General features: G+C 66.2%; 6 protein-coding genes. 4 read left to right on the plus strand and 2 right to left on the minus strand.

The window, feature by feature from the left end:
* The first annotated feature begins 67 nt into the window (after positions 1–67).
* From AB0D08_RS05115 to AB0D08_RS05130, 4 genes are read left to right on the plus strand one after another with little or no spacing between them, the layout of a single operon-like run.
* Entirely contained in the window at positions 68–1,315 is a 1,248-nt protein-coding gene (locus tag AB0D08_RS05115) for a helix-turn-helix transcriptional regulator (RefSeq protein ID WP_359886236.1), read from the plus strand.
* Positions 1,316–1,375: 60 nt separating this feature from the next.
* Entirely contained in the window at positions 1,376–2,623 is a 1,248-nt protein-coding gene (locus AB0D08_RS05120) for a hypothetical protein (RefSeq protein WP_359886237.1), read from the plus strand.
* Positions 2,620–5,928, plus strand: a complete 3,309-nt coding sequence (locus AB0D08_RS05125) for a hypothetical protein (RefSeq protein WP_359886238.1) — start codon at positions 2,620–2,622, stop codon at positions 5,926–5,928. Before AB0D08_RS05120 ends, AB0D08_RS05125 begins: the two co-directional genes overlap by 4 nt.
* 52 nt (positions 5,929–5,980) lie before the next feature.
* The gene (locus tag AB0D08_RS05130; RefSeq protein ID WP_359886239.1) at positions 5,981–8,830 is read left to right on the plus strand and encodes an RNaseH domain-containing protein; all 2,850 of its coding nucleotides are present in this window, start codon (positions 5,981–5,983) and stop codon (positions 8,828–8,830) included.
* Between the two features lie 68 nt (positions 8,831–8,898).
* Here the strand turns inward: AB0D08_RS05130 and AB0D08_RS05135 are convergent, their stop codons facing one another.
* Entirely contained in the window at positions 8,899–11,937 is a 3,039-nt protein-coding gene (locus AB0D08_RS05135) for an HsdR family type I site-specific deoxyribonuclease (RefSeq protein ID WP_359886240.1), read from the minus strand.
* A gap of 70 nt (positions 11,938–12,007) precedes the next feature.
* On the minus strand, positions 12,008–13,138 hold the full coding sequence (locus AB0D08_RS05140; protein WP_359886241.1) for a restriction endonuclease subunit S: 1,131 nt from the start codon (positions 13,136–13,138) through the stop codon (positions 12,008–12,010).
* Positions 13,139–13,143 lie beyond the last annotated feature (5 nt).

Consider the following 13,143-nt stretch of genomic DNA (forward strand, 5'->3'; position numbering starts at 1 on the left):
GCTTTCGAGGTGTGGCTCTGTTGCAATGAAGTCTTCATTAGACTTCCATGGCTGTATGCCTCTTCCCTTGCGCACGATCGACCCGGCGCGATTGGTGTCCAGACGTGTCGAGCTGGGGTTGACACGCGAAGTGCTGGCTGCGAGGGCTGGGGTCTCGTCTCGGATGATCTTCTTCTACGAGGAGGGCCGGCACACGCCCACTCCGCCTCGACTGGAGCAGTTGGCATCCGCTCTCGGCTGTGAGGTGGATGCGCTCACCGGGGCTCCGCAGGGACAGGAGACCCTGGTCGATCTAAGGTATGCCGCCGGGCTGACGCTGGAACGGGTCGCCGAGCTTCTGCGGGCGTCGGTGCCAGGCCGTCAGTTGTCTGTCTCGGCGCCCAAGATCTCTGCACTGGAGAAGGGGCTGCAGGTCCAGGGGCGGCACTGGCAGGACCCCGAGGCGACGGGGCGGCTTCTTGCCCCCCTGGCGAAGGCGTACGGAGTCCCGGTACGGATGGTCCTGGACGCTTGGATGCGCACGAGGCCGGACGAGCAGGCTCCAACCTTGGTCACGAAGCGGAAGCAGGAGCCTTCACGGGCGGCGTTGGCGACGTGGGAGTCGCTGAATGAACGCCAGCAGGTCTACTTGGGCGAGATCATGCGGGACGACCGCATGACGGAGACCGAGATGTGGATGCGCCGGGTCCAGCGGCTGCCTGTGCCGAAAGCCACCGAGTGGCGCAAGTTGCCGCTGACGCTAAAGGCCGCGCCTTCTCTTGTCGGGTACACCCGGTTGCAGGAAAGGCTACGCCAGCATGGTGTGCACGACCCGGGGGCCGGACAGACGGTGCACGCGCTGGAGCGGAGAGGTTTGCTCGTGGTCACTGAGGATTCGGTCGAGCACCCTGCTACCGGAGAGGTCGGCCGGGTACTGGTCGAGATCACCCGACGGGGCCGTGCGGCTGCGCGTGCTGGGCTTGGCGAACCGCGGGAGCCGGACCCTGCGGCCCATCTGTTGTCGGAGTGGCTCTGGGGGGTTCTGGCGCGTGTTGCAGCCGCTGAGCCCGCTGGGTTGGAGGACGACCAGTTGGCCGGCCGCTCACTGTTCTTCATCGGTGTGGGTTATCGAGGCAGGGCCGGAGGACAGCCGAGCCGCGGCCTGGTGGACTCGGTGCCCGTAATGGCCCCCGGGGGAACGCATGTCGCTGAGTACCGCTGGCGGCTTACCCAGCTCGGTCGGCGTCACGTGGTGGAGTACCTCGATGTCTACCGAGAGCTCTATCCGCGCGTCAATACCACAGGGCTCGACATGCGTGCGAACAATACGCCGTAAGTGAGCCCTATTTCTTCTCAGGTGGCGTGTTTGTCATAGACGCCCCGTACGCTCCGGATCGTGACGAGTCCCTTGGACGAAGGTGCGCAGACGCTCGATGACGACCGGGTCCGCTACCTGGTGACCCGAGCTGCGCTGCGCGCTGCGAAAGCGATGACCGCGCCGGGCCTGGAACCTCAGCAACGCCTGACGACCTTGATGGAGTGTCACGGCATGCTGCATGCGGCACGCGGCCCGGGTAGCCCCCTTGCCTTCGGAGAGTTCAGACGTGCGCTCAGAGGGGACCTGGCTGTCCTGCTGCCCGAGGGCGTCAGGCCACTGGACCTAGGCGGGATGCTGGTCGTCGACCAGGACGGACAGGTCACCGAGGACGCCTTCGACCTCGATCTCGAGCAGCAGATGCTGCTGCACACGTTGCGCAAGCTCGACACGTTCGCTGGTGTCGTCAGCGACCGGGATCTCCAGTCGGAGATCGACCAGGAGACGGCCTTCACGCTGCTGCGCAAGCAGGGTGAGCAAGCCGTGTACGAGGCCGGTCGCAAGGATCTGATCCGTTGTCCCGCAGGACCCGTCGACCAACTGTGCGAGCTGCGACTGCCGCCGCTGGTCGCAGACTTCTACCGGGAGATTCCCTTCGACTCCGTCTATCGGGGCTGGTGGTTCCCGTGCCCCGTCTGCAGATGGCCGATGCGGGTCGTCGTCCGGAGGAATGCGGGAACCTCCGTAGGAGCCGCGCGCTGCTGGCACACGCCCCACGCGGACATGGGAGCCTCCTACCTCTTCCGGCTGCCGGCAGATGGCAGTGCACCGGAGTTACTGCCGGAGCCCGCACCGCCTCGTCCGGAAGGTCGCGAGGCAGTCCTCTATCCGGATCTCGGAGAAGTCCCGCAGGCTCTACCCGCAGAGGGCCACAAAGCCGTCACCCGAGGCATCTGGCGCTACACGACTGTTCCCGGCCTGCCCGAACTGGCCTTGTACGACCGGCTAACGGAGCGCGGGCTGAAGGTCTCACTGTGGCCGGGCCTGGACGCCTACGACCTGCTGATCGAGGTCGGCCCGAAACGCGGCAAGAAGACGACGTTCAAGGTCGACGTCAAGGACTACACCTCGGCCACAGTCCTGGGGAGCCTCGTCCATGCCCAGGAGGGTGACCGGGGCGGCGCCGACTGGCTGGTGGTGCCGGACTACCGGGCCCGCCAGGTCCCCCTGCTGTCGGGGGTGTGCGCGAAGTACGGGGACATGCAGGTCGCGACCGCCTCTGAGTTCGGCGAGTTGGTCTGTGAGAAGGCTGGGGTGAACTGGACATGAGTGACCTGCCCATCGAGGAAACTGCGGTATGCGCCGCACTGGCCCTCGCCGGCCACTACTTCCCGTTAATGGTCGACGGCGAATCCCGCACCGCCGCTCCCTTCGCCGAGGCAGCGTTCCTACTCTCGGGGACGTACCAGGTGTGGGACCGCTGGAAGATGCTGCCGCATGAGGAGAAGCGGCGGATCGCCGCGGTCTGCTCCATCGCGCCGGGTGAACTCGCCGACGTTCGGAAGTTCTCGGTGGCAGCGCGTTCCCTGCTGGCGGGGCTGAACGGGGAAACTCCAGGGGACGCATCGGTCATGGCTCCCTTCGAGACCGTGGGCGACAACCCCTTCACGGCCGATGCCGCGTTTCCACGACTCGGAGGCGATCCGCTCGGCTACGTCGACCGTCTGACTGCCCGTTTCCGGCGCCCGAGCGCCCGGCCGAGACCTCCGGAGTTCGCCGGCCCCGGCACGTGGTTCACCGGGGAGATCTTCGTCAAGGACGTGGGCCAGATCCACGGACGCCTGACGATCCCCACCTACCCCCAGTTCACCGAGGCGCTCAGCCACGACAGCCTCCCCCACCTCTCGACCGTCCCGTACATGGCTGACCTCCGTATCCCCACGCCCGATCTGCTCGACCTCGCCGAGCAGATCGACGAGCGCTACCCCGAAGACAAGCGCTACCTGCGCCACACCCTCGGGCAGCTCTTCGACGCGCTGAAGACCACGGACACCATGTCCCCCACCGAAGCTCTCGCGCTGACCGCCGGCGGCATGGAGATCTTCAATGCGCCGACCGGCACCGGCAAGAGCGTGATGGTCCGCGTCATGGCCGCCTGGTTCGCCGCCCGCAACCTGCGCGTCACGATCGTCCTGCCCGACATCAAGGCGTGCCTTGCCATGACCTGGAACGTGCGCCAGGATCTGGCCCACCTTCACCGGTCCAAGGTCATCGAACGCGAGGCCACGTGCGCACACTTGATGTCGTCATCCGGCATGCACGACCGCGCACTCAAGCTCGCCTCTCTGATCAACGAGGACCCGGACGCGCCCGGCGAGTGGGGCGAACGCGCCGAACGCGACGTCGATCCCCTGGCGTACGGATGCGCCCTGAAGACATTCCTGGAAGCCACCGGGGACTATCCGCCGGGGCGCGAGCCCTGCCTGTCGCTGCACCAGCAGGGTGTCGGGGCTGCGGCCTGCCCTTGGATCCCGACCTGCGGCAGGTACGCTCCCGTGTACGAGGCGGCCGACGCCAACGTCGTCGTCATGAACCACTACGTGTTCATGCAGGGCAACCTGCGGATCGGCGTCAACCTCGACGGTCGGCCCGTACGCAGCATGACCGCAGCCGAGTTCGCACTGAGGACCTGCCACGCTGTTCTCATCGACGAGGTCGACCAATTCCAGTCCCGGGCCGTCGACAAGTGCGCGAGCGAGATCATCCTGCACTCCCGCCGGCACTGGTCGGCCGCGCCGCAGGAGATGGACACCGACGCCAAACGGCTACGCATCGACGACGAGCACAACCTGCTGCCCGCTGTCAGCCACGTCCGTCTCATGGCCGAGTTCCTCCTGCTCAGTATCTGTAAGAACGCCCTCAGCCTGCACGCCACGGAGGACGACCGGGCCCAGGAGCGCATCCCCGACCAGACCAGTACCCGCTGGCACCTGGCACGTGGGCGTGACCGTACCCTCCTCCGGCTGCTGTGGTCGCCGACAGAGACGGGCGACGGTGCAGACATCCCGGCTGAGCTCTTCCAGCAGCTCAACGCCCTCATGCCTACCCGCTATCAGCGCCGCGATCCGCTCAGCCGACAGGCGAGCCTGCTCGACCCCGATTGGCATGACGTCAGGGAGGCGCTCAGCGCGCTGGTGGCGCCTCGCGGCGAGCATCTGCTGGACGCCGTCAAGATCGAACTTCACGGCCTGCTCGAGCCCAGCGTCAAGGACCCGCACAGGCGTGCGCAGGCGGTCAACCTGCTGGTCACCCGGACTGCCATGATCGAGTTGGACGAGGCGTTGTCCGCCCTCCAGGAGAAGGCCCACGACTACCGCTCCTCCGGTCTGCGTTCGGCCCAGAAAATCGTGGAAAACCTGCAGGCGACTGCCATCTCCGCCGTTCTTCCGCTCGGCATGCTGGGGCAAGCCATCACCGGCTACCGAGTCACCGGACTCGACGACAAGGAGAAGAACGCGGCCCTGGTCGCCCAGACCATCGCCGGTGACCCGCACACCTTCACCGCCCAGCTGGGTGGGATCGTGTCCCTCATCCTGGCAGGCGTCGAACGGCCGGTGATGGGGCTGTCGGCCACCGCCTACTTCCCCCAGGCAGTCCGAGAGCACCTCCACGCCCCGGTGCGCTGGTGGATGACCGACGCCCAGGCCAACTCCATCCGGGCCAGGAAACACCGCATCGACTACGGCGAAGGCCACCCCCTGTTCGGAGAACCGATCAAGGTCTCCGGCACCCACCCCAGCCGTAAGAAGGACGCGCTCATCGAGCTCGGCGGCAACCTCTACGACCAGTACATCCACCGCGAACTCGAACGGACCGCCGCCAAGGACCCGGATCGGGCACACGTACTGGTCGTCGCCAACTCCTACCAACAGTGCGCGTGGCTCGCCCGCGGAATCGCTCAGGCCGGGCAGTACGACGGCGGACTGTGCCTGGCCGTCCGCGCGGAGAACCGGCACGGTGCCGACCCCGAACTGCCCAGGGAGACCGTGGCCGTACGCCTGACCGCCGAGGAGTTCGAGGACTTCCCCAATCACGGCAAAATCCTCGTTGTTCCGCTGTCGCTCATCGCCCGCGGGCTCAACATCGTCAAGGGCACCCGCTCAGCGGTCCGATCCGTCTACCTGTGCGTGCGCCCCCTCGCGCTGCTCAACGAACCCGCCGAGATGTACGGCAGCATCAACGCCGCCGGACTGCGTGCCCTGTCGGCCGGCGGTGTCTCCGACCCGTCGCAGGCCCTGGCCGGTGCCCGCGCGGCGGCATGGGACCGCCTGGCGCTCCTCCTGCGCACAGCCCCACAGTTCACCGCGATGCACAAGTCCCTCCAGGAGGAGGTCGTCGCGGGCATGATCGTCGACCTCATCCAGCTCGCCGGTCGCGCCCGTCGCGGCGGCACCGAAGCCGTGCTGCACATGGTCGACTACGCCTTCCACGAGGACACCTGGAGCGCCGACCTGGAGACCGTCCTTCGGCGCATCCACTCCCAGTGGCCGCCCGACGTGCGACGACGCATGAACGACCTGTACGGAGAGGCACTCAATGCTTTCCTCTCCTACGCCGGCATCGACCCCCACTGACCCTGGGCACCCGGGCAACCGACGAGACTCACAAGAGAGAAGAAGAGACCACGTGACCGAGCAGGACCCCGCACCGGGCGACCAGGACCGCGCACCCGGCAAGTACCTCAACACCCTCGCCTTCCGCTGCACCCCAGAGCTGGTCGGCGATGCCGTTGTCCACGTGCGGCACTTCGACGAAGCGACCTGGAAGCTCTGGGACGACTTCGACCACCTGTGCAAGAAGAAGTTCAACAACGACTCGGCCCAGGCCCCCTACTCCATCGCCACCACCGTCCTGAGCATGATGAGCGGCGGCTACGTCTACTTCGACCCGGACCGCCGCGCCCCGTTCCTCGCCTCGCTCCGCCCGGTCGACAGCAAACTGCTCCGCCGCGTCTTCACCCTCACCCACTACCTGGCCCTCGGTCAGGACGTCAGCACGATCGACATCACCACAGCGCCCGAACTGGCCAAGCGGATCGCCGACACCCCGGAGCGCACGCACCTGCTGGCCGAGTACCTCCAGCCCACCAACAACATCCAGCCCAGTGCCCCCAACTGGCTCTTCAGCACAGTCGCCTGGGAGCTGTCCCGACGCTTCGCCGCCGAGCCATGGGCGATCTCCGACAGCAAGTCCATCCAACTACGGGCGGACACCACCGGCGGCCTGGTCGCCTTCGACGACCCCTGGCAGAACGAACAGGGAGGCCGCTTCGCCCTCTCCCGGACCGCGCTAAAGCTGAAGACCCTGCCCAACGTCGCCAACCCCGTGCTGCTGCTGAGCTCCCGGGTGACCCGCATCTCCTCCTCCCTCGTCTTCTCCACCACCGCCCTCGCGGAGCAGCCCGGCCCGGACAACCCACTGCTCGAGGTCAAGCTCAACGGCCGCGGTGGCGCCCGCACCATCAACCGCCTCGCTCTCCAGGCCCTCGGCCGGCTGGAGATGGACTACTCGATCCTGCGCACCATCGACGAACGTTCGAAGCGGGAGCAGAAGCTCCTCACCGACGCGAAGGAAAAGAAGGAAGCAGCCCGCTTCCCGCGCGAGCACCCCGGACAGGTCTGGCCCATCCTGCCGAAGAACTTCTCCTTCCCCATCGGCACCGGCACCGGCATGCACCACCTTCGGCTCCTGCACCAGCACTTCACCAACGTCTTCGCCGACCGCGCCGAGCCCCTGGACATGCTCGAGGTGCGAATGAGTCTGCCGCACCGCCCCACCGACCCGGAGAACATCTCCAAGCAGGAGTACCTGCGCCGCAAGGCGGAGCGCGAGCAGCATCCGGATCCGAAGACGCTCGGCCCGATCCGCCAACGCGGCAGCCTCTTCCCCACCCCGGAGTCCATCTTCGCCTCCGTCGAAGCTGCCGGCTTCAAGAAGCTGCGCATCGTCTGTCTGTGGTACCGGGACGAAACCCGACTGCGGATGCTCGACACCTTCTGCAAGACCTTCGGCCTCGCGCCAGAGGGCCTCGACCCGCGCGGCGGCGACGAGCTCAGCCTGTACGGAGATCAGATCACCGCCGTGTTCCATCAGGCCGGCGACTTCCTTGAACCTGGGCCCTCCGGCGCCCGCAAGGAGGCGCTGGCGGCCACCGGAGCCGCGCTTCGGTCCCAGGACGGGGTGCTTGTCGGTGCCTGGTGCGAGACCGAGATCCCGACAGCGGCCGACGCCGACGGCGGTGGTGAGACGAGCCCCGACGACCTCGACGCCAAGCCCCAGACCAGGAAGATCCTCGCTGACCTCGGTGTCCCGACCCAGTACCTCCGGGGCAAGGACGAGAAGGGCGTCATCAAGCCCAAGGCGAAGGACCACCCCGCCGAGATGGCCCTCCTCGACCTCTACCGCTCGCTCGGCGTCATCGACGACCGCATCGCCAACGCTCTGCAACCTGAGAAGGCGGGTTATCCGGTCGACCGCATCGCCCACGTCGGCATCCACGTGAGGCAGCAGAACAGGCGCAAGGGAGAATTCGGCCAGCCCAAGGTGGTCATCACCGCCTCGGCCCTCGTGCCCTCGGAGGTCGCCGGTGGCACCTGGACGATGCTCGGTTGGAGCTCCACTCGGCCTGTGTGGCAGCCCTACCGCTTGGCACAGCCAGCCTTCCACGCCAGCGCCTACCCCGAGGGCACCGGCGACAAGAAGACCTACCGGCAGCGCTGGGACGACGCGGCCGAGACCGTCGAGCGCGCCCTCGCCGACCTGTCCGAGGAACTGGACGGCACCTCGTACGTCGTCACCGTGGACGAGCTTGCCTCACGACGGATGTGGGACGGGCTGCAGAACATGCGTCTCGGCAGCTCTCCCGAGAAGCGCAACAGCCGCTACTGGCTTCCCGGCAGCACCCTAAGCCGTGACGAGCGGCCCCAGGCCGTCATCCGTATCAACGTCAGCGACGAGGAGGTGCCGCAACCAGTCAGCACGACCCGAATCGCCAAGACCAAGGGCGGCGACCCTGTGGAACAGGACACCGCGACCACGCTCTACCAGGTCACCACGGACTTCGGTACCCCAGTGTGGATCTTCTGCAACGTGCCACGCGCCTTCGACGGGGACGGCGCAGGCCGGCTGGGATCCAAGTACACCCGATGGGACGCGAAGCCCTCTGTCTTCTCCGACAAGAAGGAGGAGCGACGCAAGGGTGAGATGCCTCAGAACTGGTACTCCATGACGGCCAATGAGATCTACCCGCTCGCGTGCGCCGAGGGCGTCTCCGAGGAGGCTCTCGCCATCACCACAGCGAAGCTCTCCCACCAGGCCCAATTCTGGGATGGACGCTCCCGCTTCCCCCTTCCCCTGCACGCCGCGAAGCAGATGGACCTCGACCATCCGCAGTACCGGCGCACCGCCGCACCGGAGGAGAAGCCGCTCGCGGAACCAGGTGCTGAGGAAGCACCAGTTAATGGAGCAGAGGATTAGCGTAGGTCTGGGCCGCGCAGTGACGAGGCCCGGCAGCCGTCGCAGCTTGCCGGGCCTCCGTCCCATCGTCAGTCGACGAGGTAGTGGGCTTCGATGTAGGCCACGGTGGAGTCGTACGGTTCCCCCACCGGCTTCAGCATGTACCGGCGGAAGACCGCGGCGGTGGCGCGGCGGGCGCCCCGGTTACGAGCATCGGCGTTGTCCCATGACCGGGCGAGGGTGCGGGTGACCACCTGGTCGATCTCCTCGGCCAGGTTCCTCTCGGTGACTGTGAGGCCGGCCGGTGCGTGGTCGTGGATGATCCGTGACAGGACACCCACGTGGTCGTCGTCCAGCACGACGACGGCCGTGTTGGGGTGCTTCTCGGCGTCCACGATGGCGCGGGCGATTCGGAGTGCTTCGGACAGGAAATCCAGGGCGTCCTGGGCGTTCTGGATGATCCGGTCGCGCAGCAGCCTTATCCGCTCCGCGAGGGCGGTGTACTTCGCGGACCCAGGTTCGACGCCCTTGTCGAGAGCGGCCTTGATGTGGTCCAGGATCTCCGCCGCGGACGGCGGCGTCTTGTCCTCACCGTCACCCTTGTCGGGCTTGGGACGGACCAGGGCCAGCAGTTCCTTCAGGATGACAATGCCCTGGGCGTCCAGGACGAGGGCTTCCTCCTGGGAGGCGGCCACGGAGAAGGAATGGACGTGGGCGTTGATGATCTCCAGAACCATCGGCCCCAGCTCGCCCAGCCGTTCCTTCCTCTCTTCGTCGGAGGACTTCTTGAACAGAGTCGTGTACACGGATCCGAACAGCCCGAAGCCGTCCTGGTACTTGGCGACCCGCTTGTCGGTGTTGATGACCGGGTACAGGCGGGCCAGGAGCCGGTAGTCCTTCGTGAACACCTCGGCCGCGTCAGGATTGGTGTCCAGGAAGACGTTGATGGCCCGTACGGACTCATAACCGTGGACTGTGAGGTCGAGGCCGTCCACGTCCGCGAGGAGGTCTTCAATGCGGGCGAAGGTGGTGCGGAACTCGGCGACCAGCGCGGACAAGTCAGTGACGAAACCGCCGCCCTTGCCGACTCCCTTCGAGGTGGGGTCGACGACGGCCCGCTGGACCTCTTCGGCCAGGCCGATGTAGTCCACGACCACGCCGCGGGTCTTTACGAACCCTGTCGGGGACACCCAGGTGCGGTTCGGGCGGGTGATGGTCTGGAACAGGCTGTGGGCCTTCAAGGGCTTGTCCAGGTAGAGGACGCCCTCGTTCGGGGCGTCGAACCCCGTCATCAGCTTTGCGGTCACCACCAGGAAGCACAGCGGGTCGTCCGGGGAGAGGAACCGCCGCTTCTGCTCTTCCTCCTCGGCTTCCGAGAGCTGGAAAGGCTTCATGGCGGCGACTTCGTCCTTGGCATCCGAGACGGAGATGTTCACCTCGGCGGTGATCCGGGCGTGCTTCCCGACTTTGGCGAGTACCTGTGACGCCTCGAAGCCGGCCAGCAGCTCGTTGATCTTCTCCATGTATGCCACGGCCAGCTCGCGGTTGAAGGCGACGACCTGGGCCTTGAGGCCGTTTCGGTAGGCGCCGGCCAGGTAGTGGTCCACGATGTCCTGGCAGACCGCGTGGATGCGGTCGGGGTTGGCGAAGACCGAGGTGAGACGGCCGAACTTGCGGGACAGCGTCTCACGGTCGGGGTCATCGAGATCGAAGTCGTCGGCGAACTGGTCGAACTCGGCCTGCAACTCCTGGTCGTTCATCTCGAAGACGACCGGGCGCGGGTCTAGCACGACCGGCACGGTCGCCTCGTCCAGCAGAGACCGGGACACCGAGTAGCGGTGCAGCACCCTGCCCGGGTCGGCCTCCTCGCCGAAGAGGGCGAAGGTGTCAGTGGCGAGGTTCCGTACGGGGGTGCCGGTCATGCCGAAGAACTTCGCGTTCGGCAGCGCTGCGCGCATCTGCCCGGCCAGGGACTTCTTCTTGTCGGACTGGGTACGGTGTGCCTCGTCGACCAGCACGATGATGTTGGCCCTGGTCGACAGGTTCTCGCCAGCGTCGGCGAACTTGTGGACGGTCGTGGAGATGACACCGCGCACGTCGCCGGCCAGCAGGGACCGCAGCTTCTGGCTGGTCTTGGGCCGGTGGAAGTAGGAGTCCCCCATGGCGGAGGTGAACACCCCGGCGGTGTGCCGCACGAGGTGGGTCCGGTCCGAGAGCAGGATGATCGTGGGTGAATCGGTGCGGGTGTCAGCCAGCAGCAGCGAGGCGGCGAAGACCATCAGCAGCGTCTTCCCCGACCCCTGATGGTGCCAGACCAGACCCTTCGACCCACCCTCCAGGACCCGTTCGTGGATCAGGTGGGCGGCCTCCATCTGCGGATAGCGGGGCAGGTACTTGATGTCAGCCCCACCCCCTGCAGTGTCGAAGAGGACGAAGTTGGCGAGCATGTCCAGGATCGTGGCCGGATTCATAAGCAGCTCGACAGAGCGCTTCACGTCGGCCTGCCCGGACAGGTTCTCGTCGTCGGCGGTGGACCGGAACGGCTGCCACAGGTTCGTGGGCGCGCCGGCGGCACCGAACCGCAGCTTCAGCCCGTCGGAGGCGACGGCGAACACGTTGGGCGTGAAGAACCAGGGGTACTCGGTGGCGTACACGTTGTTGATCTCGTTGGCGGCGTCGACCCACCCGGACTTTGCGGTCGGTGACTTCACCTCGACCACGACCAAGGGCAGGCCGTTGACCCAGTACACGAGGTCGAAGCGGCGGGAGGTCTTGCCGGGGACGGTTATGGTCACCTCGTCGGACACGACTAGCGTGTTGGCAGTCGGGTGCTCGAAGTCGATGACCTTCAGGACGTGCCACACGCCATCGGCGTCCCGGAACTCCTTGTGCCCGCGCAGCAGGCGCAATACCTGCTCGTTGGCCCGCACCAGCCCGCCTTCGACAGCATTGACCGTCGCGACGATTTCCTCGACCACGGCGTCCACGTCGAACCCCCCGATCACCCCGGGGTTCAACCTGACGATGGCATCTCGCAGCTGAGAGGCAATCACTGTCTGCGTCGTCTCACGCGGCAACGCCCGCCCCGCAGTGAAGCCCCAGCCCATAGGGAGGGACCACCGGATCATCAAGTTCTGGAACTCTCGCTCCCGAATGCCCTTCGCCACAGCTCAGACCCCCAGTTCGGCAGACTCAAATCTAGATGGTGCGGTCCAGCAGCCCCGCCAGCAGGCTGGAGCGTGTATCCCGGAGGCGCGCGGTCTCAGCACGTACCGCATCGGCGTTCGCACGAACGGACAGGACGGCGGAGGAAACCTCCCGTTGCCGGTCCAGGTCTGGAAGCGGGATCGGTGTCTGACGGATGCGATCCTGGCTGACGTTGACCATTGAGGCGCTGGTGCCTGAAGCCGAATCCGTGAGGTGGGTCCTGGCCAGAATCAGCGCCATCGCCACTACAAGGAAGTTCGGGTCCAACTTTGACGACGGGATGAGTCGAAGAGTCTTGTCGGCAAGGTAGAGGCCGCTCCGAACATCGCCAGGGACTCGCGCGACGGCCCCGACTCGAACAGGTGTGTTCGCTCGCGTAATGAGTACGTCGCCGGGCTGAACAACCGCGGACGCGGGCATGGACGTGCCAGGCAGAAGGGCTTTGGACTCTTCCGCGAGGAACCGGAAAGGTGTGACCGCGCTGACCCTCAACACGCCAAGTTCATCAGCGCGCGGTGGCCTTGTGTTTGCTTGGGGACTCCTGCCCCCTTGAATGTCGTCGAGCATCGTTCCGAGCGCCACGATTGCTTCGTTGGAGAGCAGGTCCTCGGCAACGGCCATCGATACGCGGTCCAGCGCATCGGCCTCTTCGTCGAGTGCGGTGATCTGGTCGTCAACTGAGTCGAGTACCTGGACGATCCCCGCTTGCACCTCGCGGGGTGGGATTGGGAGCTCGATTTGCAACAGTTGCTCTGGGTTAAGGCGCTTGCGCCGTTGAACTGTCCCGCTCACCCGATTCTTCATTTCTGTCCACAGTCGCGGCGAGCGGCAGACGTGCCTAACCCAGTCGGGTACCAGTTCCGGGCCAAGCGTGAATGTCGGGAACTCGTTGCTGACGACGAATCCGTCGAACTCGGCAGGTACTACGGTGATCGGGCCTTCCCACGCGGTCAGCTTTCGCATCACGACCTGGTCGACGCGCAGCACGTTCATTGCCGAATACTCTGTGTCTCCGCCGTCGAGTTCGCCCTTAGCAACAAGTCCCTGTCCTGCGTTCAGGACCCCGGCCAGACGGTAGGTGGTTGCAGGAATCATCGGCGTGCGCTGGATGTCGAGGCGCATCAGCG

This window comes from Kitasatospora sp. NPDC048540 (genome assembly GCF_040651175.1).
Lineage (GTDB): Bacteria > Actinomycetota > Actinomycetes > Streptomycetales > Streptomycetaceae > Kitasatospora.

Coding starts and splice junctions, on each gene's coding strand:
- AB0D08_RS05125 (WP_359886238.1), top strand. CDS start 2,620: ATGAGTGACCTGCCCATCGAGGAAACTGCGGTATGCGCCGCACTGGCC.
- AB0D08_RS05135 (WP_359886240.1), bottom strand. CDS start 11,937: ATGATCCGGTGGTCCCTCCCTATGGGCTGGGGCTTCACTGCGGGGCGG.
- AB0D08_RS05140 (WP_359886241.1), bottom strand. CDS start 13,138: ATGCGCCTCGACATCCAGCGCACGCCGATGATTCCTGCAACCACCTAC.